The sequence below is a fragment of the Adlercreutzia wanghongyangiae genome (assembly GCF_035989245.1).
GTDB lineage: Bacteria > Actinomycetota > Coriobacteriia > Coriobacteriales > Eggerthellaceae > Adlercreutzia > Adlercreutzia wanghongyangiae.
Window position 1 is genome coordinate 159509 of record NZ_JAYMFF010000002.1, and the last position, 25151, is coordinate 184659.

Sequence of the window (25151 nt, forward strand, 5' to 3'; positions counted from 1 at the left end):
TCATTGGGCTATCGGCGGATCACTTGCGGAGGTATCCTTTAACAGAAGGAACAAAACCAACAGGTGCGTTTTCGCGCAAAATAGCAGGGGGGACCATGCAACCTATCGAAGGCGGCACGATCAAGGCAGACCGGCCGATGTGGAAAAACCTTCTCGTTGGGGCTCTCGCGGCCCTTGTCGCTTGCTCGCTCTGCGGCTGCTACCACTCATCAAGCACAACCTCCTCAAAGCCCAAAAAGCAGGAAACCTCGAGCTCTCAAAGCGAAGATCGGTATTGGGAAGAGCGCCAAAGAGAGCTCGAACGCGAGCAAGAGGCCTACGAGGAGGAGATGCGGCGACTCGAAGAGTCGACTCCCGAGGCCATTGCCGAACGTTTGGGCATCCCGCAATCTCAGCTGTGGTACAACGCCGGCAATCACATCGGCGAAACATGCACCATCGCCGGCCCCGTCGTCAACGTGTACCAAGCTAGAGACGCGAATGGGATGCCCATCTTCGTGGACATAGGAGCTGCCTACCCCAGCGACGACCGTGTCACCCTCGTCATATGGGCCGAGCACTACGACGACTTCGCAGAGATGCTCAACGCCGTAGACCACGGCGGCGCGTGGCTTTCAGTCACCAGCTACCTGGATGTCTACGAAGGCTCCCTCCAAATGAATAGCGACAATGGCTGCGATTACACCTGGTGGACGGAGGTGGAATAAAGCAAGCGGCACCGCATCCCTTAAATAAATTCGGAACGAGGGATGGTAACAGGCTCCACGTTGCCCCCATCGCTGCCAAAGGTGTAGGTGTATTCTCGTGATGGATTCGAAAAATCAAGAGCACGGTCGCTCTTGGCATACACCCCGTCTTCCCCAAACGCCTCTTCTGGACCAAGCCAGTCTGAACCCATTGCATAGTAAAACTCACATGCCCTTGCCGGAACACATGCTTCAACCGTTGTCCCCGATCGCACGTAAAACGAAAGCACAGTCTCTCCCGAGTCAGCATCCTTCAATTTAACGAAAGCATCAGCTCCATGCGGGGCAACAACCGTCAGCTGCGGCAGGCGGCCCTGGCTCTCTACGAGAAAAATCTGGCCCGTAACAGGTCGCTCCACGACAACGGGATGCCTCTCGACAACCGCCTCTTTCGGCTTTCGCTCTTGACGCGCGCAAGCACTGCATCCTGCAGGCTGTGCCATCTCGAGAGCACGACCCGTCCAAAGACGCGCATAATTGAAACGAGCCCAGAATGGGTGATCGGCCACATAGGCTTCGTAACTTTCATATCCCCAGCGACCGAAATCAAAGTCATCGGTCGAGAGCGACACCTCTCGGGATTCAATCCCCGATGTATCCTCGCTGTCACCCACTCCTACCTTATTGGGAACAATAACATCAGGCTCACCCGTTGAAACAAGCGTCTCCTTGTCGGAAAAAGAGGAGTTGCTGGCAATCGCATCGCTGGCACCAATCGCATCCATCCCCGCGCGCACCTCATTACTCGAGGATAGAACCGAAGGGTCGCTCTCGTCGTATGTATTCACCCCCTTAAGCGAAGAATTGATAACCACAGTCCCAGCTTCGATCGATCCTGGCTCTAACGCTAAAGCAGAAGTGCCCTCGCCCGCATACGACCCATCAGCCAGAACCACCGTGCCACCTTCCGGATTCTCTTCAACAGTCTGCCAGTCCACATCCGAAAGGCTCTGCTCTACCGCATCGTTTTGAGAATTGGGAAGAGGAAACAGCCACAAAAGGGCAACTATCAGCGCAACGGCCATCACAGCAGCCCAGCGCCGAGCACGGCCCTCCCCCCGGCGGCTAAAGCGATTTCGCCTGCGATACCTATCTCCCTGATTCGCCATCCCTAACCTCCTACCATGATCGGACAAGCCAAAACCACGCTATTGCCCCAAACGAGGACCAAGCCCATATTTCCAAGCTGTGATACGCCATCGATATAACGCGAGCGGGTAGGGGAGGTGCAGCATGCCGCTCCCTTATGCGCGCTATGTAGGCGGCAACGCCAAGCAGCCCCAGCAAAAAGGCCCACCTCAGCACAGGGGCATTCCATGCAACTGCAAAATGGGCGGCCATGCGCATCATTATGAGCATGCACGCAGCCACAAATACCAGCGCCACCGCCATTTCAAACGAAATGCGCGTTTTTCCATCATCTTCCAAGGATGCAGCGTAATGCCGTGGAAAATAAAGTAACTCCGGGCAGGCAAGCCAGCAGAGGAATAGCAACGTGGGCGGGAATGCAGCGCATAAAGGAGAGACGGTCCAGGCCACACCTACACATACCAAATCTCCAGCCACAAGCGCACCGACGCTTTTCCCCCGAAGTCTCAAAAGATGGCCGACGCCTATCCACGCAATGAGGAACGCAGCTAGAATGCAAGCAGACTTCTGCGCATCAAGAGGAAAAACGGACGGCATGAGGGCATCGTTCGCCCAACCAAAACCAGCGACATGGTGACCACCGCTAAATTGAACGAGCAGGCATGCTGCCACGCCCGCGCCAAAGCGAGCGATATACACGAGCACCCTATGCCGCCACATCATAGAGAAATTTCCTCATCTAGAAGAGACAAAACGCACCGTGCACATTGCCTAAAAAACTGCGTCAGATCCCCCACGCCACTGGCCGCAAATGAAAGTACCTCAATCCCTTCCCGTGCTCCCGAAGTTAGCTCGCAATTCCGAGTCACAACAACAAGGGCGTTGCCCAACACATCTGCCCCCGTTGTCGAAAAAGCAGCCGCCGCCTCCCCCAGCTCTCGGCAGACGCAATCCACATCCTCAGATGCTAAAGACGATGCACCCTCTCTGCTCAAACTAAGACGCAATGCGTCAACCGGGCAAAAAGTAAACGGCGCACGAGCTGGAGCATACTGGACCGCAAGACGAACCACTTTGACAGCATCGCGGTCATGCCTTAGCAACGATAGGAATGATTCGATTGCATCGGCCACCTGGACACGCATCGAGTCAGTCGAGGCCATATCGGCATCGACCAGAAGACCGCACAACACCAGCGGACATAAATCTCCAATTGGCTCGCCTCTCCTATCTCGCTGGAACAATCTCACAGAGCACCCCCTCGAAGGAAAAACCTTATGAAACCGACTAGCGTCATGAGGAGCACAGCCGCGCTCAGCGAGTAGCAGTACTGGCTTTTCTCGTAACCCGAAAGGGGATGCCTGCGCGCCACAAACAAGTTGTACGCCGCAGAGCCCGCAGCGGCCGCCACAACATAGAGCCACCAGGGATCAACGCTAATATGCTGGTAAGAGGTTCCTCGCAATGCGCCTAGCGCCATATCGATTGGCGTGAACCCGTTCATCGCAGAGCATATGCCCACAGCAGTCGCTAGCCACATCGTCGCAACCCAAAACCAAGCCGCGCTTCCGTAGCCACGCAAGCCCCATGGCCGGCGTTCAAGCTCGCTCGTCCTCTCCGCAGGCATACGCGATCCAATTACAAACCGCTTCACCCTGGCCTTCAACACCGAGAAACGGCTGCGGCGATTTCTCTCATCATGCTCGAAAACCTTACACAGCTCATAGGACAGCGTCCTCGCGTCCCCATAAGCGCCTTTCAGCAAGCTTGCCTCCAGAACCTTTCGGAACTTAAGGGGAACACCCCATAGTTTTCTAAGAAGCGGCGTATCGCCCTTGATCAGGGCGATAGCATCCACAAAAACGGGCCGATTCGTTATGTGAAAGACCGTCGCCCGCATATCTTCAGCTGAAGGGCCGTTGGCCTCCGAATAGCTCACATCGCCCCACACGCGCCCCTCAAAATCATCAGGAGGTTTTTTCTGCAAAAGCCCGCACACGTGCACAGCAAGATCGACCTCGCTTTGCCGCGGCAAGTCTTGGCGAGGCAAGCTTCCACCAGTTCCCGTATCGCGGAAAAAGACACCGTAATCAGAGGTAAGGAACACCCGACAAGTGGTTGGATCAACGAGGACACGTTTCGGAGTCATGCGGCCTGGGTAGTAACCAAACCGCGAGGAAAGCTGCACAAGCACGCACAGGTTGTGGGCAACACGCCGCCGTCCACGCCGATCAGCCTTCCCGAGCTCCAAATAACTGTCCAGGCTTACGCCCCCACGCATATGAGAGACTATCAGACCGGCAAACGCCCCATCATGATAGGCAACATCAACAGGACATGACACGTGCTTTTTCAGACCGTTAAACCGAGCGTCGTCGAACGCAAGCTGCTCTTTGGCAGTCTTTTCCCCTTTCGGCGTTAGAAGATGCGGGGGGAATGCCACAAAGGCAAGATCCTTGTCGTCCTGGAGGGGGACGCATTCCGGTGACGCCGAGCGAGCGGGGAACCCCTTGGGCGGAAGGAGATAAACCTTTCCCGATCTTCCTCGCAACTCCCGTGCCGTTTCTTGCGACTGGCCCATAGCTATCCGCTACGCACCCAATCCATCGGAGGACATCAGATCAAACCATTTTTTGATTCTCTGCTTTAAGGACAGCTTTGACGAACAAGAGGGAGACTCGGCATTCGCGTCAGCGCAACCTTCCACCTCTTCCTCACCCTCTAGATCCTTCGCTAGATCTGCCGTGTCCACTGCATCCGCTGCGCTATTTTTCTCCTTAGACTCTTCCAGATCCGCATCCCGCCGCTCGTCGTAATCCTCTTCAGTGGGAGAGATCTCTCCTTCCGCTTCAACTTCAGGAACAGCGTCATCACAAGCAGGCTTCTCCTCTTCCGCAAGAGTTTCGACAGCAGCTATTCTCTCTAATTCTTTGCGAGCCTGCTCCTCTTGCATCTGCGCTCTATGCTTATTTGCCCGCGCGATCTCTGCGTCAGCCTCGAGAACCGCCTGCCGGGTCATACGCTCAGCCTGCATTGCGGCCTTCTCTCCACGCATCTTTTCAAGGTTGATCTCAGAACGCTCTTGGCGCATCTGCCACCTTTTCTGCGCTTGTTCGGCACGCGCTTGCTCTTGGCGCATTCGCCGTTCATGCCGATGGCGCATCCGCGCTTGTCGAGCTTTCTTCTTCTCGTCGCGATGGACCTCGCGATTCTCCACCTGCTGTCCCTTTAGCTCGTCCCGCTTCATTTTCACAGCCTGGCGTCGCTTGGTCTTCGCCTCACGCCGCTCATAGTCGATCGCAGTAACCCGCAAGTCGTGCATACGTGCCCTGTCGATACTTTCTTCGCGCCGCTCACGAGCCTCACATACTGCTTGATAGGCGACAATATTCGCTCGTCTTATATCTGCGATGTGCTGATCGATGATACCGTTGCGTTCCATTTGAATGTGAGCTAACGTGCGCAACTCACTAAGAAATGCCTCAACAAGGGGCATTGCCTGCGCATCATACTGCCCACCGTGAAACTTCCTCTCAATAACCTGGATGCTTTCGGAAAGCTCGGCAAAGACCAAGGCCTCTGCATGGGTGGAGGCACAGACCGCGCTTTCGAACACTGAAGCCCCCACCAGGCCGCCCACGTCAATATGCTGAATTCGGGGTGCGCGCTCGCGAGGGCTCGGCCTATCGAAATTCAGGTCGTCAATACGAATGTGATCTGGTGCATAATAGGCATCCGCTGGCGCTTGCGCACCCAGACCGCTTAGCTTCGCGGCTTTCTTTCCTTTCCGCTTGAACCACATTTCGAAGTTCCTCACTCTCCGGAATCCGCATTGCAATCAGTATCTGTGCCCGAACCGGCCCTTTCCGCATCGGGCACCGGAGCAACCCCTCCGTGGATCAGATCCGTCTTTGGCTCGTTTTCCATCCCCCGTATGCAAGCCGCGAAAAACCGCTCATTATCTTCTCTTGGGGTCTTCGTCAACGCCTTGTCGTTAACGAATCGAGTCTCAACGGACATCCTCCGAGACACTCCTCGCGCATAGCAGGAAAGCCGTGCAAGAAAATCGATTCGGACAAGACGCTCGTGAGTCATGGACGCGTCCATGACATCCTGATACTGGGAAAGGACGATCCCGGCCTGGGCAGACGCCTCGTTAAGTGCCTCTCTCAGCACTACTTCACGGCCTGCAAACTCCCAAGCAACCAAAGACGACCGCCGCTTTCTGCGCCTTTCCGCCAAATGACTGCTCACCAGCTCATCTCCTTCGTGAATGGACTGAGCGGCATTATCTTTAAGTGCCTTCAGATTCGGTAGGTTGTCGATGCGACGGATAATCTCACCGCGCTTGCGCACCGCTTCTTCCAAAGCAGGGCGAAGCTCGAACATCAGCCCATTGGCTTCTTGCCACTCGGCATTGATACGCAGGTCAGCCTGTTCCACGAGCGATAAGCAAAAGGCTGAGTCGATGTGCCCGGCACGCGCAACCCAAACCTTTCCGCGAGCAGCGTCAAAATATCCACGCAACCACAACCGGACACGCGTAAACCAGCTGAGGCTTCTTGGAAAAAAGAGATCGTATCTTCTTTCGCGACTCTCCACCAAAAGCTTGTCAGCTACCTCGCTTTTTCCCTGACTCACATCGCCCACAGATCTACTCTCCAAAGACGATCTCAACTCGCCGGTTCTGGGCATCGTCCTGATAAGTGTCGCTCTCTCCCATACCCACAGCGGTAATTCTTCCTTCGGATACCCCAGCATCTACGAGGAGAGCCTTGACTGTATTAGCGCGTTGCTTCGATAGCTCCAAGTTGTATTCCTCATTACCAGCTGTATCGGTGTACCCATTAACGGTAATCTGCAACTCGGGAAAATCGGTCAGTTGGTCAACGTAGTCCTGCAGCGCCTGTCGAGCCGCATCAGCATTGGCGAGATCGCTTGAGTTGCGTTCGAAGGTGAAAGCCCCCTCGTGAGCCTTTTCGTTGAACTCGACATTGTCGCCAAGTCGTATGGGCCTCCCCTCTTCGTCAAGAGAAATGCGGGGCATATCAACTGGCGTTACCAAAGGCAAGTCGTCTGCGGGCCCGATTCCCGAGCCCGGCTTAAACATCTCATTGTCCTCCTCCGGCAAAGTTACGCCAGCGGCCTCGAAAAGAGCACGGTAAAGCTCTTGCATAGCGGCCTTGGTTCCCTTATTTAACGAGCCCTGAGGCTCGCTGGTCTCTCCCAAGCCGAACCACATCACCTCGTCGATATTATCGAACTTTGCCAAGTCGCCATTCTCTCTCAAAACGGCTATGAATTTCTCTGGGTCCAAGAGAGCGCGCCGGGAGGATTCCTCAATAAAATTGATGGGGCCTGCAGTCGATACGCCCGAGTCGATAATAATGAGCAGATTGGGAGCACCGGACCCGCTAACGGCACCCAGCTGATCGTTAGCCTTGCAGATGGCGGCAAACAAATCGGACTCCTCGCTTTGCGCCGTCCAATTCATCCTCTTTATGCTTTCGATATTGTCATGAATTTCCGCATTCCGTCTACGACCGTTCTCCTGGCTCAACTCAAATGACCCCGAAAACGACTGGGGCCTCCCATCGGAACTTACCCCAACGAAATAGCATTCGTTCTCAACAGCCGCCTTGATGTAAGGCTCGGCAACCGAGAGATCGCCCGATGAATTCGCCCGACTCGCATAAACAATAGCCAGATTTCGAGCGGGAGCGGCTTCCATTGAGGTGTCCATCTCAGCAGGTTCTGATGAGGAGCATCCGGCTATGCATAGGGACAGCCCGAAAATGAGTACCCCCCAAACCAGCTTGGCCTTCTTCCCTCTATTCATCTTCTCCTCCTTGCACATGGTCATTTATAGATCCTGCTCTCACCATTCTGCTGACGCTGCAAAAGTCATAGGCATCAGCAGGGTCGACGATACTGTTGAGTTGCGTCGAAAGCTCGCAGATGCGAAAGGCCGCATCTACCGTCCTCTTGTCGAGATTGCGCTCGTGCTCTTCGCGTCCAATGTTCTTATCGGGCCCAACGGCATAGGAGGCGTAAACGCTCTCGTAAAGGCGACGATCTTCGGGGACATGGGCTTCTGCGAGTCGTTTCTTCTCGGCCGCATAAGGATCCAGAGAGTAATACGCGTGGACAACCTCCAGGATGGCCCCCAAGAACATAACTGCCACCAACCCGAGAGTCTGGACTAGGGCCAACGAGGAAAATCTCAGATCAAGTGACAGGCCGGCATCGCTCTCATCGGTAAGACTTCCAAGCCCTTCTCCGAACCCGCCACCGACGGCAGTCCCGGCAAAACCCCCGCCAAAAGTGTCTGTCACTGTGCTGGAGTTGCCAATCGTATCCAAAATGCTGCAATATCGGACAAGGGCAATGAACACGAGAATGATGATCATCGCGATGAATAAAATGACCGCAACCGCAAAGGAGCCGCCGCCGCGAAAGGCTTTGAACTCCGAGAACTTCTTCCCAGCCACACTCCCGAATACCAGGTAAAGAACCACAAGCGCACCGCACGTCAACGCAGAGAACACAGCTCCTGCAGAATCGCTTGTTTGTCGGCCCCCGTTATGAGAAGTCAGCAGATCGGTGAGACTCGCTGTTCCCAGCATCCAAGCAAAAGCATCTTGAAGAAGATAGAAGTCAACCAGCGCAGAAATTATGACAACGAGAAAAAGTGCTCTCACCCACACCCTCTGTGCTTTCGCTGCGCGAGCAAGGTCGGCCACATACGTATCGCTCGGAAAGGCTTTGGGGAACCGACGCTCTCTATATCGGTCGCGGCATTGGCCAAACCACGTCAGAAAGCGTTTCGCACCTTTTTTGATGTGGGCCCACACCCTCACAACCCTGCTCCCATATCTCTCGTCCCTTTTGAGCGACCCTTGCGACCGCCCAGCTCCTGATGACATATCGTTTATTGTACGGATGAAGCTATTTTCCATTGCCCAATGAAAGGCGCCCCCGATCCGACCAACACCGCATCAAAGCAGGGTATAATTCGTTCCATGAATTGCCCCCACTGCAATAGTCCTCTACCCAGCGAAGCCTCATACTGCTCGCGTTGTGGGCTGGGAATTCCCGGTCGCAACGAGTCGACAGAGTGCGCATACGCCGCCTTCATCAGCTATCGGCACCTTCCTCGCGACACTGAAGTTGCCCAACAAGTGCAGAAGGCCATCGAAACCTATCGTCTGCCTCGGGGGATCGTCCTCAAACAACAGGATGACCTTGTTACGAGCGTCGGGCGGCGTCTCGGCAAATGCTTCCGTGACGAAGACGAACTCGCAGCCTCCCACTCCCTGCCTGAGAGCATTAAAAGAGCGCTCGCCCAGTCACGCTCGCTCATCGTTATCTGTTCGCCACGAACCCACGAAAGCATTTGGGTTCAAAGGGAGATCGAAATGTTCGCCACATTTCACGGCCGCGAACGAATTATCTGCGTGCTCGCCGATGGCGATACCGCATCAAGCATTCCATTGCGATTGAAAACGCGCCTGCAACCTGACGCTGATGGCATCATGCGCGAAATGCCAGCCGAGCCCCTCGCAGCTGATCTGCGCCCCGATTCAAAGCCCAAACACAACGCGGAGCTACTGCGCACCATTGCCGCCATCATCGGATGCAGCTACGACGACCTTTGCAGAAGGGAGCAATCACGTCGACGAAAACGGCTTGTCATTGGCTTTCTGTCGACCGTTGCCCTCGCTGGGCTACTCTGCGCCCTTGTTTTGCAAATATGCGTCGCCCAAAACAATGCCAAAGAAGCCGAGTCGCTCGCTCTCGCCGCTCAATCGCAGGAGCAACTTGCTCGAGGGGAGCGCATGCAAGCAATCGAAACCGCTTTAAGCGCGCTCCCCTCTTCTGGGTCAAGCGCCGATCGACCACTCGTGCCCGCTGCCCAGCAGGCCCTCGAGGACGCATTGACAATATATCCAGACCCCTATAACAAATGGCGCCCTCTCTGTACTATAGATACGACCAACCCAATCAAGCAATTTGCGGTTAGCCCCGCAGGAACTTGGGTTGCGACGCTCGACGAAGCTGGAGCAGTCATCACATTCGATGGCAAAACCGGTCGTCTGCTCCATACAATTGACCTCCGGGATTTTTCATCCGATCCTACCAACTTTAACGTTGAAGAATGGACCATTGTGGGTGCGGGACTCGATACTTTTCTTATGGCCTGCTGCACCGACAATGGCGGCATTGTTTCCGTGAATGCTCTTGAGGGGACAATTCTCTGGGAGGAAAAGGGTGCCTGCGCAACCTCTATCGCCGTATCGGAAGACGGCTATTACTGCGCTATTTTCACTATCACTCCCGACGGAACAATATTAATCGGCATAGTAGATGTTGAAACAGGCGAGGCAGTAGGATGGGGAGAGACCGAAAAGCTTGGCTACCGCAGAGGCAAGTCCTTCCTCCCCAGTTGTTTCTCGATTGAGTCAGGCATCGCCGCCCTTTGTGCAGATACTTCCGTGCTGTGCTTTAATCTGAACAACGACGACTACACTTTTGCATCCTTGGGGACCAACCATGTATGGTCCCTACTCGCTGGCGGCGGTTTTCTGGCCGCAGCGTCCATCGATTTGCCAGAGAACAGCGGGGGCCTCGGACTCATCTACGAATTTGGGGCATGCGCTTTACCAGCCGACTCAGGAGACCCGCTTTGGCATATTGACGGCACCTACGATATTACATCTTCGGGACCGCCAGAAGATGTCGTGTCTTACCACGGTGCCCCACGCGTGCAGTGTTTTACCCAAGCCACCGACCTCGCTGTTGCTTGCACGGCAGGACAGTCGCTGAACGTTCTTTCTTGCGACGGCGGAAAGGAGTTGTATCATGAAGAGTTTTCTGGATCCGTCGTAGAAGTTACTTCCTACTACCACTCAGGATGCGAGCCGAAAGACAGGGACACCCTCATCCTCGTTACCTCCGATGGCATGCTTAATATGAGAGCGATAGGAACTGCAGAGGCGGTCATCGACGGCTGGGATCGGCAGCTACCAAACCGCATAGATAGTGCAGGGTTTGCCCTGGGCGCTGAGGGCGGAATGATTGCCTACGCGCACGCCTCCGATCAGACCACAAGAATTCTTGCGTATCAATACGCCAACGACAGCGAAGACGACGAGAGAACTCTATCACTTGACGAGCTCATCGCAAGAGCGCACGAAGTCCTCGAAGATTCCTGACGCTTCCTCTCATTGCCCAACGGGGTGGGCGCGAGCGGGTATCATAGGTGTCACATTATTCGAAACCCCGTGTCGGGCGTCCGCGAGGAAGGGAGGGATTGGCCAACCGATGGCTAGCTCACGACGCTCAATGGCCAATCGTCCCGTGGATGCCGTTGAAGCTGCCCTCAAGCGCGAGGCGGCTAAGCGCGGCGACACCTTGAAGCCTATCGAAATCGTGAAGGTGGCGCTTTCGGCCTACCTCTCGTTCACGTTCCGCGAAGATGGAGACAGCGCATCGGCCACACTCGGCGTCGCAGAGTCGACCGATGCCGCGGGACTGCGCCGCGGCACCCAATCATCCATCGACCGGCTGCTCTTCAACGCGAACTACTGGCGCGCCGCCTACGAGTCGCGCATCGTTGAGGCCTGCGCGCGTCCCGAGAACGCCCGCGCGTGCCTCGATGCCGTATCGGTGTGGACAGCGCATACCTTGAAGCTGAACACACTCTCACCCGACGAGACCGTGGCCACCTTCGAACGCTTCTGTCCACCCTTCGCCCTGAACCGACGCCGCGGATCCCACGAGCGCGCCCGCGGCGGCAAGGGTCCTCTGCCCGATTTCAAGAAGGCCATCGAGGAGCTTGCACGGCAAGGTAACGAGCCCGAGGAAAGCCTGCGGAACTTGCAGCTTGTCCTGCAGGCTATGGAAGCCGAGGCCGCAGCCTACGAGTCGCTGGCCGCCGAAGGCTCAACGCCCCTCGTGGTGCTGTACGACATCCTGCCTGCTTGGTGCCTGCAGAACCGCATCGAGCTGGTCAGCGGACCATGGTGGGACGACTGCTCGGTTATGGGAGTCATCATCGATGCGCTCTACCGCCGATTCACCGAGCTGGGGTTCAGCGAGGCGGTCTGCCAGTATTTCCTCGACTCCTGCCATGAGGCGCTGGATGCCTATCACCGCGACCTTTCCAGCGAGCCTTCCGCCTTCGCCGATCTCGACATTCCCCCGATCATCGCTCTGGTACGACAAGCCCGCGAAGACTGCCCCAACTTCGAGACCGATGGCTACGGCCCCGCGCTGCCGCCATGGCTCATCAGCAAAGAGCAGCTTATCTGGAACATCCTGGTGTGCGCTCTGTACGGACCGGCCAGCGCGCGACCGCTGCTGGTGGATTCGCCCGACCTGCTGTCCCACCAGGGCTACGCGGGAAAGACCGACGTCATTACTGAGCTGGCGCAGACCTCGTTTCTGCGCTATACCGCCGACCGCATCGCATCCCAGGCCGATCAGGAGTTCGCCACCTTCGCCAGCCTGCCGGCCGACTTGCGTGACTCGTCCATCGCCTACATCAGCAGCATCCACCGCAAGCTGGACACCCTGGGCTACGAGGTGCTGCCGGCCGGCAGCTGCTATCCCGACCGCTGCGTGACCGCGTTCACGGCCAGCGAGGTGGAGTGCCTCGCCATTCTGGAGCACCGCCGCTGGCTGCGCGAGCGCCAGCAAGCCGGCTGGCGCTACGGTCCCGCCAAGGACGTGGCGCACAAGCGCAGCCCCTACCTGGTGCCCTGGGAAGAGTTGCCCGATCGCGCCAAGGAGTGGAACCGCTCCGCCGTGCGCAGCATCCCCAGCCTTCTGGCCAGCGTGAACCTCGCCGTGGTGAAGTAGCGAACCTCCCTGCACAACGGCGCCGTGGCGCAGGTGCTTTACAAGTTGTCCGTAGCACTGACCGACAAGGGCACCATGGGCGTCGACTACGGTGCCATCGCCGTCAAGGGCTGCCGTGACCGCAAGCCCGGCCACCATCACGACCGCGGCTGCAGCCGGCGCTAAAGACAGCGCGATAAAGCCGTCGAGCGAATGAACTCGGCGGCTTTATTGCTGTTTCTCCCAAAGGGAGAGCTGCTTGATGGCTCTATCGAAATCGCTTTCGAGCTGCTTCATCTCTCGGTCGCGGTATATCTCGAATTCGCGTTGCGCCTTCTCCAGCGCCTGTTCGTGAGATATGCTTCCTTTACCCTCTAACAGCTTTCGTCTTAATCGCACAATCAGATCATCTAAAGCTTGAACCCAATCTTCCATTTTCATAGGAACTTGCTCAAGCGCTTGGAATTCGGCGTAGTCGAGAAACTGCGACACCAGCAGGTTGAGACGCTGCAATTCGGCCTCGCTGAGATAGTTCTTCGCTATCTTCACATCGTCCTCGGTAACATAAGAACCCTTGAAGCTGGTCATGCCCACATAGGGTTTTTCGTTATCCACCCTCCGGTATATCACTTCAGCAGCGGTGTTCTCATGAACGGCGTAATGCAGCTTATTTTGCACAGTCGCGAAAAAATTCCTCGTTGTAAGAGATCGCGGGTCATAATCAATGGAAGTGGCGTAAATGTCTGTCACCTGTTGATAGAAATTGCGTTCACTCGACCGGATATCGCGAATGCGCTGAAGAAGCTCTCGGAAGTATCGTGCCCCGCCCTGTTTAAGGCGCTCGTCATCAAGCGCAAACCCTTTCTGAATATACTCATGCAGCCTTGCAGTTGCCCATCGGCGAAAACGAGTAGCAACAGGCGATTGAACGCGATAGCCCACGGCAATGATCATATCAAGGTTGTAGTGTTCGATCTCGCGATTTACTTGGCGAGAGCCCTCCTTTCGAACTAACAAGAATTTCTTGTGAGTTGCTTCCGGAAGCTCACCGTCCGTATAGATAGATCGGACATGTTGGCTGATATTCTGCTGCGTCGTTTGGTAAACCTCAGCCAATTGGTCCTGGGTCAACCAGACATCTTCGTCGCTGAACAGCACTGAAACGTTAGTTTCTCCGTCCTCGTCACGATAGAGCATTAACGTATTTTCAGCCTTTGTCATAATGCCCCCAGACGCCCAAAGCTTGCAGGATATAACAAAAAAGCCGCCGAGCGAACTCAGCGGCTGACAATTCTTGGTCGCGGGGGGCGGATTTGAACCACCGACCTTCGGGTTATGAGGGCGCGCAGGTCAAGTTCAATCCAAACCATCCCAGACCAGAAATTACAGGCCGTCTCGCAAAATGCCTGGTAGACTTCTTGGTTCTTACAGGTTGCCTCAAAGGGCGTCGCTAATATTACTTGATCCAAACCAGCTCGTGCTACTGTTTTTTAGTAAATCCGCACACTTCCCGCACACTTGTGGGTATAGCCCGCACACTTCACTGAAAAACGAACATTTGTGCCTTCTACAAGGAGTTTCCGATATTAAGACGGAAAAACCGAAGTAGACAGGAGCACGAGCAATATGGCAAAGCTGGAAATTAAGGGCCAAGGGGAAGTCATCGAGGTATCTCGCGGCGAGAAGTACCGCATCAAGTTCAAGTACCGCGACCCAAACACGGGCAAATGGAAGTACGCCCCCCAGCGCACCGTGAAGGGCAACAAGGCTAAGGCCAGGCGCGAGCTGGAAGCCTACAAAGCTGAGTTCGAGCAGGAGTGGAATAAACCGAAATCCACTTCCACATTCGGCGACTATGCCCGTAGCTGGCAACAGACCCGCAGGGAGCTGGCGGCTATCACGGTGCTGGCCCTCGACCGTGACGAGATCGAGATCGAGCGAATCAACGAATGCCTGGGTCATATCACGATAACCGACCTTACCGCCGACGATATTGAGGACTCTGTACTACGACTCAAGCGCCAGGGCCTCAGCGAGAACGCGCTGCACAAGTATTGGCAGAAGGTGAACCAGATACTCAAGCACGCCGTGAAGCGCAGGGTCATCCCGTTCAACCCCTGCGACCAGCTAGAGCCGATCAAGCGTCCCGATGCGAAGGAACGCAAATCTCTTGACTTCGAGCAGGCTGCTAAGTTCGCGCTGACGCTGAAGAACGAGGCCCGCGAGGGAAAGATCGTGGCAGTATGGCTTGCCCTCGCCCTTGGGCTTCGCAGAGGGGAATGCCTTGGACTGCGGTGGATGGACGTTGATTTGGAGAATGAGATCATTCACATTCGCCACCAGTACGACGTGCACCATAATTTGCGCAAGCCGAAGTGCGCATCGATTCGCGACCTGCCCATCGACGAAGGAACTATTGCGTTCCTGAAGGAATGGAAATCCATTGTTCTGAGCATGTTCCCCTTCAGCGAGATTCCTGACGAGTTCCCCGTGTGTTGCACCGAGATCGGAGATTTCATCGACCCCACCTATTTCGACAAGTGGCGCCGAAAGTTCTTCATTAACCACGGACTGGGCCAGTACACGAAGGTGGAGGAGTGGCGCGATAGTCGCGGAATCAAGCGCTACCGCTGCTCGGGCTATGAGGGGTATAACCTGCACGAGCTTCGACATACTCAGGCCACTCTGCTGATCGGCCTTGGCGCAGACCTGAAAGCGGTGCAGGACATTATGGGCCATGCCTCGATGCAGATGACCATGCACTACACCCACTCCATCACAGCCAACCAACGAAAGGCCACCAGCGCATTCGATCAGGCGGTTCTGCAGGCCCGCTAGAGCGCCGCACATATCGCACCCCGACCCCTTCCCGCCGAAGTAATTTACGAACGCTGGAGGGGGTCTCCCTTTCCCCAGGCATCCTCTCAAACGGGCGGCGTGAGCGCTGTCGCGGAGCAGCGGAGCGTAGCGGAGTGCCCTGCGGAGCGAGGGGGCAACGGAGCTGATAGCGGAGCTGACGGAGCGCGAGCGAGCGTCCCCATGGCTCTGAAAACGCTGTGCTCTGAAGCATTTACAATTTCTTCATATCTATTTTGAGAATAATTTTGAACTGGGGTTTAGCAACCGAAAAAATCCAATGCCATTTAATTAGGGGGTATTTGTTTTGCCACCTTAATTCGCACTAAAGGTCAATTCGCCAAAAAGTCGTGGTGTATGCTTCGCCCGAAATGTCAATCACGACACGAAAGGAGGTGAATACATGAGCGCATACGAGAGAACTCACGGCACGTTCATGGACACCTACGACATCATGGAATTCACGGGTCGCGGAAAGACCTTCGCTGGGTACACCCTGCACTCCATCGGCGAGGTCTGCGGCACGTACCACTTCGGCTCGCGCTGCCCCATGATCGCCTACGAGGACTACCTGTGGTGGCTGCGAGCCATGGGCGGCCTGAAGATGGACTGGGAGCGCCAGTGCCTAGAGGGCATCGAGACGGCCAAGAGGCAGTGGGAGTCCCGAGACACCCACCCCACGAACAACTGGGTCAAGAGACCCGATGAATACCAGATCACTGACTAAGGAGGCAGCAATGCTAGTACCCGATTCGACTTATGCCCTGACAAACCCCGACCCATGCGAGGAGGTTCCCGTGGAAAATCAGACCCCAACCCCAGACCATCGACTCATGGGGAACCCTTCCCACCAGCATCCGCAGATCAACATTGTTGACGGCGAGATATACGCCCGCAACCTGGTGACCCCGAACAAGTACCACTGCTACTCCGCGAAGATCAGCGGCACCAAACGTGGGGGTGGCCATCTCGAGGTTTTCGTCACCTCGCTCAAGGAGGTGAACATCTTCTCGACAACCGACCCCAACCCCATCGACCCCGCTCTGGTGAACGGCGAGAAATGGCGGGGCACGGCGTACATCTACGAGGAGGAGCGCGATGGCCGCAAGGTATGGCGCTACGAGACGCTCATCTTCGACCTGGAACACGGCCCCGTGGAGTCCGCGCCCTACCAGCCCGACAGGGGATACGAGGTCAACCCGCTCCTAGCGGCGCAGTAGGTCCCCGCGGAGGCTGTGGAGGTCACTGGATGACGGCAGGGCGGCTACATGTCGCCCTTTCTTTTTGGCCTGGATTGGGCTGATGACAAGAGTTTCCTGTATTTCGGGGGGTAAAACCTCATTTTGCCCTTAGCGCGCGGGACGGTGGTCTTGTCGATACCGTCCCGCAAACCCCAAATCACCTGGTAAATACCTAAAAATCTCCTCTCTGTCCTCTCCCCTAAAATCTCCTCTACCAGCCTAAATCAATGAGGTTTCACCCGAGGTCTCACCCGAGGTTTCACCCTTAATCCCAAAGTGAAACCTCACCTGAAACCTCTTTCCAGCACCTTCACAACCCATCTATAGGTAGCTAGGCATGCTCGCTAGCGCTCGCAGCCACCGCTACACACCTCCGCCCCAGGCTCCTGCACCTTCTGCCTTCGGCACGGTGCATCCGCCCCAGGGCTACGGTGCTCCGCGATGGCCATATTTTATTCTCAGCCATGCATAGATGATTAATCATGCATAAGTGCTGTTCAGAGTGGAATTTGTGATAGTAAAACTGAATTAAATTCAGTCAGACGATCCAACGAATAGGAGTTGATGATTATGGCAAACGTCCATAAGAATGTTACTGGTAGTTCCTACCTGACAACACAGTTCTGGAAAGCTCAGAACCCAGAAGAACAGGAACTACTCAATGAGTTAGTGCGTAGAGCACGTGATACATCCATTCCAGATGTAGAGGCCATTAAGGGCCTAGGCGATTACATAGTCGCCCAGGCTGAGGCAGATGGAGTGGAGTTCGAATGTGCCTACTTCGCACGGCATTTTCTAGATGACCCTGAGGCAAACGATATGATTGACCCAGCCACGGGTAAGAAATTCCCCCACCTCCACTTTGTCCTTCATGTCAGCAGCAAGGACGGCAAAGACCAGGGCTGTTCTTTTCCGCAGTGGGAGAAATACATTGGCATCAATCGTAATCGCATCGAGAAGCTAAAGCCTGGCAACACTGAGCAGCGCAAGGACAACTCTATCAGCTATCTAACGCATATCAAATACCCAGAAAAGACCCAGTACGGCCCCGAGATCGTATACACCGCAAGAGGCCGTGACTATATGGAGGTCTACTCCCAGCGCTACTCTGCGTGGAATGCTGGCCGTGCAGTTATCAGTCAAACTAAGGCGACCTCAAAAGAGCGCAAGGCTCTAGTTGTAGAGCAGATCGTCAATGATCAGCTTCCATGGAGGCAGCTCATTTCCACCAAAGAGGGTGTCCTGCTTTATGGCAAGTACAAGGCTGAGATCGATACCCTCTACGCCGTGACTGCAGAGCGTAAGCGCCTGGAAAAGTTGGAATCTTACGTCGATAATCCATTCAAGCGCACTAACATCTTCTTCACTGGCGACGCAGGGCATGGGAAATCATGGTCAGCAGGTCAGCTCGCTCAGCACATCGTTGACTACGTTCGTGCAGCCACAGGTGAGACCTGGACTGTATTCGACCCAGCCGATGGCCCCAATGGCCTTGATGACTACGCAGGGCAGGAGATCATAGTATTCGATGACCTCAAGCCTAGTGAACTGAGGTGGGAGGCAATGAAGAGGTTCTTCGACCCCTTCAAGCCTATCAGCTCCTTCGGCGCTCGATATAAGAACTCCCAGTACTGCGCCCGTGTCAACATCATCACCTGCACGAAGAACATCTACGAGTATTTCTACGCAAACAAGACCCGTGAGGTCGATGAGAACATCGAGCAGGGCCTCCGTCGTATCCACCTCTACGCTGAGGCCTACAACCTTGCCGCTGACACTGATACCACCGAGATTGACGTACTTCCTACCAGTGATACCATGCGCATCTCATTGAAGAAGCCAGTGCGCTTCTCTAGCGCTGACCCGATGCACTTGAAGATAGACTACCCTCGCTGCTCAAAGGATGTGCTGGACTACACGGTGCGCTATGCCCACCAGGTTCCCGCTGACCTACCTGCATGGCTGCGTCCTGAGACAGCCATTGACCTCATGCTAGAAGAGGTCATGAGGAACAACGACATCCCCCACCAGCGCACATCCAAGACAACCCAGAGCATTGCAGACAGCCTCATCCTCAATGAGCAGTACGACACTCGCCGCAATCGCAATATCACCGAGAGAGGTCGCACTAGCGAGGGTGGGAAGCCGAACTGGTTGAAGCAGAGCAAAGAGCAGGTGCAAGACGATAGACCGATAGTCCAGAGGGTGTACTACTCCCCTGGCTGCTTCTACCTTGATGCGCCCTTTGGAAAGTATTCCATCGCCCTACCCTCACCCGATGACCCATCGGATGAGTACCGCAAGACCCACCCGACATTCGACCTCTATAAGATGCGCGACTACTTGGACGCTCTCATTCAGCAGGATATAGCCGACTACGCATCCATGGTAGACGAGGAGCCAGAGCCTATCGACTTCGGCGGCAACGTGTTCAATATGCGCGCAGAAGATTTGCCTTTCGAACTGCGCCAGTATTTCCCAACCATTATGACAAGAAAGAGGTAAGACCATGAGCGACATTCAACCCCTATCCGAGGTGGAGTCACCAGACTACTTCGAGCAGCCAGGTGAGAACATTCTTGATGACTTCCCACCTCAGCCCGCCGATGAGAAGATCGATATAGGCACCTACATAGAGATAGGCAAGGCCTACAACCGTGAGCGAGATCGCACGGGCAACGCTGACCTGGATTTCAACGACTTCAAGGCCCAGTACCTCCGTGAGAACTGTAGTGAGTTCTCTGGCACTCACACCACCACGGGAAAGACCGACCTTGACCAGGACTCGTTGTTCTACGAGATCGATGATTTTCTTTCGGAAGGTGTCCAGATGACCTTCGATGCCAGCGGTCGTAGAGTCCTGGGTGCTGATGAGCCTGAGGATGACTTTCTCGCTTACCAACGGTCAGTGATGGAATCAGAGGACGAGCAATGGAGGAATACCTACCTCTCAATGCAAGCTGAGATGGCCGAGCAGCGCGAGCATGTAAATCGTCGCCGAATGCACGGCAACCCATTCCTCCACGAGGAAAGAGCTCTGAACATCGACCTCGACCGTGAGTTGATGAAGCAGAACGCCCGCATGGAAGAACTGCGCCAGTACGACGAGGCAGCAGACTACTTCGACCGTGAGCCAGAGTTCGATGAGAACGAGTACATGAGGCAGCAGGAGGATAGCTATCCCTGGTAACCTCTAAACTCAATCAAATTCAAATAGATATAAAAGGTGCAGGTCAGAGCACCTTTTCTTTTTGTTTACGCAACTCACAACGAAAGGCAAAATCATGGAATTAGTAACTAAGAACGAAAAGAAAAAGGGCATAGGTGCGTTAGCAGCGATACTTTGCCTCCTGGCCGTGGTCTGCACTGGCACCCTGGCCTACTTCACGGCAAAGGACACTGTCATCAACGATTTCAGGATTGCCGATGGGATAAAAGTTAAGGTGGTAGAGCCGAACTGGAACCCAGACGGCGCTCATGACCTCCTGCCCACCCAGACAGTCCCGAAAGACCCTGCAATCCAGAACCCGAATGATATTCCGATCTACGTTACTGCTGAGGTTACACTCCCCACTAAGGACATTATTACTGCCGAACTGGACGGCACACCAAAGCCCCAGCAGGTGACAGACCTTTTCTCCTACGAGGTCAATGATAAGTGGGTACTCGATGACGTGATCACTGGCGACGGCACAGTGACCTACCGCTATATCTACACTGAGCCTCTAGCCCCAGGCGACACCACCCAGAGTATTTTCGACAGTGTGACTGTCTGCAACTACGTGGATGGTCAGCTTACCCCCGATGAATTGCACCAGCAGATCATTGTGGTTGGCTTTGGCATTCAGACCGAGGGCATTGCGACCCCAGAGGAGGCCGCTGCCATCCTCTTTACGCAGAACACACCCAAGGTCACCTACGCAGTGTTTACGGCTTCTGACGGCTCTCTAAACTTCTTCAAGCGCACCTCTATGCCCGAGTCAGGCAACGGCATTGAGGTCTACCCGATAGACGAGGAAGATTGCGATTTCACGGACGGCAAGGCACCCTGGATTGCTCACACCCGTGATATTAAGAGCATTGCTGTTATCGACAATGGCATCAGCCCGACGTCAATGGGTGAGTGGTTCGCCGACTGCGAGAACTGCCTGACTATCGATGTCACGAAGCTGAAAGTTGAGCGAGTGAATACCTTCTGGGCCACCTTCGCTGGCTGCGCCTCAGTCGAGACCCTTGACCTCTCCACTTGGAATGTTCCCGCAACCGTAAAGACCACCGACTATATGTTCCATCAGATGCGCGATATAGCCACGATCTACGCGAATGAGTCCTGGGAAGCTATTGCTAGCGACACTAGCAGACCTACCAGCACCACATTTAGCGACTGCCAGAACCTAACAGGCGGTCAGGGAACTACCTTTGCCAGCAAACTGCCTCTGTTCAACAACTACCAATACGCCCGCATTGATGGCGGTGTTACTAACCCAGGCTACTTCACTGAGAAAATCCCGTTTGAACTGGGTACTCCTGACGTTGATGGTAATGCATTCGCGGTGTATCACAAAGCCACTAAGAACCTCAGTTTCTACAAGCGCGACACCCTTCCCACAAGCACCCAGGTTGAAACTGTCTACCCCATCGATGAGGCCAGCTGCGCCTATGGCAACGGTGCTCCGTGGGGTGGTAACTCCATCATGTCAGTTACAGTAGTAGACGAGGGAATTCAGCCCACCTCTCTTGATGGGTGGTTCATGTTCCCCGCTACCTCTTTCGATGTAGCCAAGCTGGACGTGCATAAGGTCACCAGCGCCAATGTGGCATTCGCTGGCTCTAACGCTGCAGTGCTCGACCTCTCCACCTGGAACGTCGCCAATCTCACTGAGGCTGAGCAGATGTTCGCGGGAATGTACAGGTTGACTACCGTTTATGCAAATGACTCATGGAATGGCGTTGCCGGCCCCACTACCTTCTTCGAGTGTCCATCCATCGTCGGTGAGCAAGGCTCGAAGCCATCCCAATATGGTTACTCTGGCGCTTACGCCCGCATTGACGGAGGTCCAGACAACCCAGGTTACTTCACGTCGAAGTAGTCCTCAGCAAAATAAAGAGACCAAAAATACAAAGGGTCGATGTGGCAATTGTCCATCGACCCTTTATAACACATGCGGGTAAGAAGGTTCCTACGCCTCTATAATCTTATGCGCAGTATCAAACGCCTTGTTGGTGCTTCTCATCCACCTCATCTTGAGTTGCGTAATCCTTAGCCTTAAGAGCCTGATCAATAGGCTCATACCCTTCATGCCCAAGATAATCGCTGAGGTTCTCAACGGTCATCATCTTATCATCACCATTGACAGTGAACATGTTGATAGGGTCACCATAGCCAGCTACAAGTCTCTTGTAAATAGGAGAGATGATGCAATATTCAGAACCTGAACGCTTATGAAGCTTAACATGAGCGTTATAGTTCACGTTATCCCAGAAGCTATCATTGAAGTCGATACCAGAGATCTCCTTAATCCTCTGCACATCACATTTGCTTCTGATAATCTCAGTAGGAATACCCATGCCATCGCTTATCTTGATAGCGAGATCACCTGGTTTCTTATCGTTCATCAGCTGCTTAAAATCAATAACCTCAATGTTAGAGCTGTCAAGAAGCACAATGCTATAGGGGATCACATAGAAAGTATAGTCGCCTTCTTTATAAGACTTTATATCCCCGTCGTTCTCAAGCTCAGCAACTTCATTATTGAAGGTTTTAAACTGCTCCTCATTAAGATTCACCCTAATAGGAGAAGAGCTAAATACAGGAAGAAGATTATTGATCTCATCTTCACTCTGGTTGCCGTAATTCATCACGACAAACAGACGAGAAGAATCTTCCTTAGAGATAATGATAAAGTAAGAATCAATACCTACCATAGGCACTATGTCCTCATTGAGACCGACGCAGCCACTGACAAAGTCATATAAAATGGGACTGTCAGTCATAGATACGCTATCAATATCAGGTAGGCTATAAGGGTTTACTACAACTTCATTCGTTGCGTCTGTGGTATCGCTTTCGTTATTCTTCCCACCATTTACGACGTTGAATATAACGCAGGCAGCTACAATAGCAGCAGTAACCGACACAGCTATGACCAAGAACTTCTTATTATCTTGCAAGAAAGACCTAAATATTTTGTCCTCCATTCATTCTAAAGAGACCAAAAATGTACAGGGTCGATGCGACCTACCCATCGACCCTTTATAACACATGCGGGTAAGAAGGTTCCTACGCCTCTATGATCTTACGCGCAGTATCAAACGCCTTGTTGGTGCTGCTCATAAACGACTTCGCGAGTGTGCAGAAAAGATAATCCCACCCATCTATGATAATCGGAATGGTCAGCTCAAGGTCGATGACGTTGTTCGAATCTTCGTATTGTGACGCTTTCAACCACTTGTGATTTTGGTTGATGGCATTGCACACCTCAAGCAATGTCTCGTGCGGCAACTCCTCTATGCTCACAATCAGCAGCGTAGAGATTGACACGCAGTAGGAGTCGTCAATCAGTACGTAGAAATCTTGCTCGCCCCAACTAACATTTCCAACGCAAATGTGAAAGGCGTCCGTGCCGTCGATGAGTTCGTTGGGAACACCTTCCTCCCTAAAATACTTCGAGAGCTGAACGCATCGCTCGTGCTCTACCGTTGTCTGTGTTTCGTCCATGCTTACTCCAATCTAGAAGTGAAAGTTTTCAATGCTCTAATCATCCACGGCCATCTTGATGATCGACACGCAGTTGCTGTAGTATGCCTCTTCCTTGGCAATGGCCTCGTCGTTGCGCTGGATAGTGCGAATCAGCGACATCACCGCGCTTGCCAGGTTCATCGGGATGGTAATCATGAATGCCTGTATGGTGCCGAAAATGCTCGTGCCCGTCTTAACGCCTCTTTCCAGGCTCTTCGTCACCCTGTTGTACCGATTCGCCTTTGCCTGTCGCTGCTTCATCTCAAGTCCGAGCTGCTTGCTGTTCCCGCAGAAATAGGCATTGACAACGGGTCGCACGCCACCCGACTTGAACATGATGCAGATGCCGAAGTAGTCGCCCTTGTGCTCGGGGTTGCTCAGCACGAGCACGTCGCCCGTGGTGTTGCTCAGCGCGTTACCTATGCGCAGCTCCTCGATGGCGAGATCGACGGGAATGCCGTTCGCCGCAGCGAGCTTCTCTATGCGCCCGCGCAGCCTGTCCAGCGTCATGCCGCTGTTCGCGCTCGAACCCTCGTAGTCCTCGATGACCTTGTCTTTCAGTTCCTTGTCCTTGAGCATCGTCTCTCCTTTACCTTCGTGCTCTCCTAGTACCCGCGCATCCTTTTCTCTTCCAGCTCAAGCAGTCTGCGCTGATCGCGCTTGATCTCGGCTTGCTCGCGCTCGACTCTCGCCTCGTGCTCCCGCTGCCGCTGCGCGTTGATCTGCTGCTCCATCATGAGCTGGTCGTGCTGCCGCTGCTGATCGCGGCGCATCATCACGATCTCCCTCTGAACGGGGTCTAGGGTGCCGAGATAGAGATTGTCGATCTCCCTGTAGTAGACACTGTTCTGATGGTCGTAAAGGCCCGTGAGCCTCATTACCTCGTCCTGTGCCTGCCTCGAAAGCGAATAGTATTCCGAACTCAGCTTGCTTGCCCTCTTGTCCTTCCTCTTCTTCAGGACGATGTAGGCCACGATAAGCCCGACTGTGATAAAGGTGGTTGGCTGGGGTAGCAGCACAAAGTCGGCGAATTCCCCTAGCGGGAAAAGCACGGAGGAGTGGTGGGCATTCCTGCCTAGAATGCTGAATACCATCATGAGAAAGAAGAACGCGAACCAGCCCAGAATGAACAGGGGGATGGTCTTAAGCTTGAAGAACCTCGACTTCTTCGCATAGCCAGCGACCACCTTGTGGGACGCATCGAGCTGCGGCTGCCATTTCTCCACGAGAGCATCGAACTCTTTGTTGTACTCCTCGTCGTCCCGCGCCGCCTTGGCCAGAACGTCGCCCACGCCGAGGACTCCCCCGTGCTCCTTGCCGTAGCGAAAGACCGATGCCGACGAACTCTTCAGCGCGGACAGGTCTTTGTTGTCCGGAACTTCGTACTTCAAAAGAGGCGAGAAACCCATCGAGGCCACCTTTCCCTAAGCTGACTGGGGAGGCCTCTCGTGAAGAAAGGCATCCGCGTAGATTGCTTAGGTCTACATGGCTTGTCGAAATAGCCACAGGGGCAGATGCCTTTCTGCCTGACTATTCCGACATGGGCCTGAAAACCCAGAACAATATTAACCATGTAAACCTAAGCGCGAGCATCATATCACATGCAATCCCGCCGCACCAGGCAAGTTGACGGAGAAT

The 25151-nt window shown here is 54.4% G+C and carries 22 protein-coding genes; 10 read left to right on the forward strand and 12 right to left on the reverse strand.

Annotated features, from left to right (window positions below; all coding sequences use genetic code 11):
- Window positions 1–95: 95 nt before the first annotated feature.
- Window positions 96–707 (forward strand): hypothetical protein, encoded by a 612-nt coding sequence (locus VIN30_RS01030; protein ID WP_326424732.1) that lies wholly within the window; start codon window positions 96–98, stop codon window positions 705–707.
- Between the two features lie 20 nt (window positions 708–727).
- Here VIN30_RS01030 and VIN30_RS01035 read toward each other — a convergent pair whose 3' ends face one another.
- The 7 genes from VIN30_RS01035 to VIN30_RS01065 form a co-directional block, all read right to left on the reverse strand.
- The gene (locus VIN30_RS01035) at window positions 728–1855 is read right to left on the reverse strand and encodes a hypothetical protein (RefSeq protein WP_338208570.1); all 1128 of its coding nucleotides are present in this window, start codon (window positions 1853–1855) and stop codon (window positions 728–730) included.
- Between the two features lie 10 nt (window positions 1856–1865).
- On the reverse strand, window positions 1866–2534 hold the full coding sequence (locus VIN30_RS01040; protein ID WP_338208572.1) for a hypothetical protein: 669 nt from the start codon (window positions 2532–2534) through the stop codon (window positions 1866–1868).
- 547 nt (window positions 2535–3081) lie between these two features.
- Window positions 3082–4278: a hypothetical protein gene (locus tag VIN30_RS01045; protein WP_338208574.1), complete on the reverse strand. Its 1197-nt coding sequence runs from the start codon at window positions 4276–4278 to the stop codon at window positions 3082–3084.
- A 147-nt stretch (window positions 4279–4425) separates the two neighbouring features.
- The gene (locus VIN30_RS01050; protein WP_338208576.1) at window positions 4426–5637 is read right to left on the reverse strand and encodes a coiled-coil domain-containing protein; all 1212 of its coding nucleotides are present in this window, start codon (window positions 5635–5637) and stop codon (window positions 4426–4428) included.
- Between the two features lie 11 nt (window positions 5638–5648).
- The gene (locus VIN30_RS01055) at window positions 5649–6485 is read right to left on the reverse strand and encodes a hypothetical protein (RefSeq protein ID WP_326424737.1); all 837 of its coding nucleotides are present in this window, start codon (window positions 6483–6485) and stop codon (window positions 5649–5651) included.
- Window positions 6486–6489: 4 nt separating this feature from the next.
- The gene (locus VIN30_RS01060; RefSeq protein WP_326424738.1) at window positions 6490–7698 is read right to left on the reverse strand and encodes an OmpA family protein; all 1209 of its coding nucleotides are present in this window, start codon (window positions 7696–7698) and stop codon (window positions 6490–6492) included.
- The gene (locus VIN30_RS01065; RefSeq protein ID WP_338208578.1) at window positions 7667–8536 is read right to left on the reverse strand and encodes a hypothetical protein; all 870 of its coding nucleotides are present in this window, start codon (window positions 8534–8536) and stop codon (window positions 7667–7669) included. The genes VIN30_RS01060 and VIN30_RS01065 overlap by 32 nt, the downstream gene beginning before the upstream one ends.
- A 321-nt stretch (window positions 8537–8857) precedes the next feature.
- Between VIN30_RS01065 and VIN30_RS01070 the strand changes: the two genes are divergently transcribed.
- The 3 genes from VIN30_RS01070 to VIN30_RS01080 all read left to right on the forward strand — a co-directional run bounded on the left by VIN30_RS01070 (window position 8858) and on the right by VIN30_RS01080 (window position 12863).
- A complete protein-coding gene (locus VIN30_RS01070; protein WP_326424740.1) occupies window positions 8858–11050 on the forward strand; it encodes a TIR domain-containing protein in 2193 nt (730 codons plus the stop codon).
- 109 nt (window positions 11051–11159) lie between these two features.
- On the forward strand, window positions 11160–12698 hold the full coding sequence (locus VIN30_RS01075; protein ID WP_338208581.1) for a RyR domain-containing protein: 1539 nt from the start codon (window positions 11160–11162) through the stop codon (window positions 12696–12698).
- Between the two features lie 24 nt (window positions 12699–12722).
- A complete protein-coding gene (locus VIN30_RS01080) occupies window positions 12723–12863 on the forward strand; it encodes a hypothetical protein (protein WP_338208583.1) in 141 nt (46 codons plus the stop codon).
- Window positions 12864–12905: 42 nt separating this feature from the next.
- Here the strand turns inward: VIN30_RS01080 and VIN30_RS01085 are convergent, their stop codons facing one another.
- Window positions 12906–13898, reverse strand: coding sequence for a virulence RhuM family protein (locus VIN30_RS01085; RefSeq protein ID WP_338208584.1), 993 nt, complete (start codon window positions 13896–13898; stop codon window positions 12906–12908).
- A 405-nt stretch (window positions 13899–14303) separates the two neighbouring features.
- On the opposite strand from VIN30_RS01085, the gene VIN30_RS01090 reads away from it, so the two are divergent.
- The 6 genes from VIN30_RS01090 (at window position 14304) to VIN30_RS01115 (ending at window position 21864) form a co-directional block, all read left to right on the forward strand.
- The gene (locus VIN30_RS01090; RefSeq protein ID WP_338208586.1) at window positions 14304–15515 is read left to right on the forward strand and encodes a tyrosine-type recombinase/integrase; all 1212 of its coding nucleotides are present in this window, start codon (window positions 14304–14306) and stop codon (window positions 15513–15515) included.
- A gap of 421 nt (window positions 15516–15936) precedes the next feature.
- Window positions 15937–16260, forward strand: a complete 324-nt coding sequence (locus tag VIN30_RS01095; RefSeq protein ID WP_338208588.1) for a hypothetical protein — start codon at window positions 15937–15939, stop codon at window positions 16258–16260.
- Between the two features lie 10 nt (window positions 16261–16270).
- The gene (locus VIN30_RS01100) at window positions 16271–16753 is read left to right on the forward strand and encodes a hypothetical protein (protein WP_338208590.1); all 483 of its coding nucleotides are present in this window, start codon (window positions 16271–16273) and stop codon (window positions 16751–16753) included.
- Between the two features lie 591 nt (window positions 16754–17344).
- On the forward strand, window positions 17345–19279 hold the full coding sequence (locus VIN30_RS01105) for a hypothetical protein (RefSeq protein WP_338208592.1): 1935 nt from the start codon (window positions 17345–17347) through the stop codon (window positions 19277–19279).
- 4 nt (window positions 19280–19283) lie between these two features.
- The gene (locus tag VIN30_RS01110) at window positions 19284–19964 is read left to right on the forward strand and encodes a hypothetical protein (protein ID WP_338208594.1); all 681 of its coding nucleotides are present in this window, start codon (window positions 19284–19286) and stop codon (window positions 19962–19964) included.
- Window positions 19965–20058: 94 nt separating this feature from the next.
- Complete coding sequence (locus VIN30_RS01115) at window positions 20059–21864, forward strand: BspA family leucine-rich repeat surface protein (protein WP_338208596.1); 1806 nt, start codon at window positions 20059–20061, stop codon at window positions 21862–21864.
- Window positions 21865–21982: 118 nt separating this feature from the next.
- Here VIN30_RS01115 and VIN30_RS01120 read toward each other — a convergent pair whose 3' ends face one another.
- From VIN30_RS01120 to VIN30_RS01135, 4 genes are all read right to left on the reverse strand, one after another.
- The gene (locus tag VIN30_RS01120; protein WP_338208598.1) at window positions 21983–22924 is read right to left on the reverse strand and encodes a hypothetical protein; all 942 of its coding nucleotides are present in this window, start codon (window positions 22922–22924) and stop codon (window positions 21983–21985) included.
- A gap of 130 nt (window positions 22925–23054) precedes the next feature.
- Window positions 23055–23492: a hypothetical protein gene (locus VIN30_RS01125; protein WP_338208600.1), complete on the reverse strand. Its 438-nt coding sequence runs from the start codon at window positions 23490–23492 to the stop codon at window positions 23055–23057.
- 36 nt (window positions 23493–23528) lie between these two features.
- The gene (locus tag VIN30_RS01130; RefSeq protein ID WP_338208602.1) at window positions 23529–24092 is read right to left on the reverse strand and encodes a hypothetical protein; all 564 of its coding nucleotides are present in this window, start codon (window positions 24090–24092) and stop codon (window positions 23529–23531) included.
- 26 nt (window positions 24093–24118) lie between these two features.
- A complete protein-coding gene (locus VIN30_RS01135) occupies window positions 24119–24922 on the reverse strand; it encodes a hypothetical protein (protein ID WP_338208604.1) in 804 nt (267 codons plus the stop codon).
- Window positions 24923–25151: the final 229 nt, after the last annotated feature.

Bases quoted from the DNA above. Each gene is read 5' to 3' on its own strand.
- VIN30_RS01030 (WP_326424732.1), top strand. From the start codon at position 96: ATGCAACCTATCGAAGGCGGCACGATCAAGGCAGACCGGCCGATGTGG.
- VIN30_RS01035 (WP_338208570.1), bottom strand. From the start codon at position 1,855: ATGGCGAATCAGGGAGATAGGTATCGCAGGCGAAATCGCTTTAGCCGC.
- VIN30_RS01050 (WP_338208576.1), bottom strand. From the start codon at position 5,637: ATGTGGTTCAAGCGGAAAGGAAAGAAAGCCGCGAAGCTAAGCGGTCTG.
- VIN30_RS01060 (WP_326424738.1), bottom strand. From the start codon at position 7,698: ATGACCATGTGCAAGGAGGAGAAGATGAATAGAGGGAAGAAGGCCAAG.
- VIN30_RS01070 (WP_326424740.1), top strand. From the start codon at position 8,858: ATGAATTGCCCCCACTGCAATAGTCCTCTACCCAGCGAAGCCTCATAC.
- VIN30_RS01075 (WP_338208581.1), top strand. From the start codon at position 11,160: ATGGCTAGCTCACGACGCTCAATGGCCAATCGTCCCGTGGATGCCGTT.
- VIN30_RS01085 (WP_338208584.1), bottom strand. From the start codon at position 13,898: ATGACAAAGGCTGAAAATACGTTAATGCTCTATCGTGACGAGGACGGA.
- VIN30_RS01090 (WP_338208586.1), top strand. From the start codon at position 14,304: ATGGCAAAGCTGGAAATTAAGGGCCAAGGGGAAGTCATCGAGGTATCT.
- VIN30_RS01095 (WP_338208588.1), top strand. From the start codon at position 15,937: ATGAGCGCATACGAGAGAACTCACGGCACGTTCATGGACACCTACGAC.
- VIN30_RS01100 (WP_338208590.1), top strand. From the start codon at position 16,271: ATGCTAGTACCCGATTCGACTTATGCCCTGACAAACCCCGACCCATGC.
- VIN30_RS01105 (WP_338208592.1), top strand. From the start codon at position 17,345: ATGGCAAACGTCCATAAGAATGTTACTGGTAGTTCCTACCTGACAACA.
- VIN30_RS01110 (WP_338208594.1), top strand. From the start codon at position 19,284: ATGAGCGACATTCAACCCCTATCCGAGGTGGAGTCACCAGACTACTTC.
- VIN30_RS01115 (WP_338208596.1), top strand. From the start codon at position 20,059: ATGGAATTAGTAACTAAGAACGAAAAGAAAAAGGGCATAGGTGCGTTA.
- VIN30_RS01125 (WP_338208600.1), bottom strand. From the start codon at position 23,492: ATGGACGAAACACAGACAACGGTAGAGCACGAGCGATGCGTTCAGCTC.
- VIN30_RS01130 (WP_338208602.1), bottom strand. From the start codon at position 24,092: ATGCTCAAGGACAAGGAACTGAAAGACAAGGTCATCGAGGACTACGAG.
- VIN30_RS01135 (WP_338208604.1), bottom strand. From the start codon at position 24,922: ATGGGTTTCTCGCCTCTTTTGAAGTACGAAGTTCCGGACAACAAAGAC.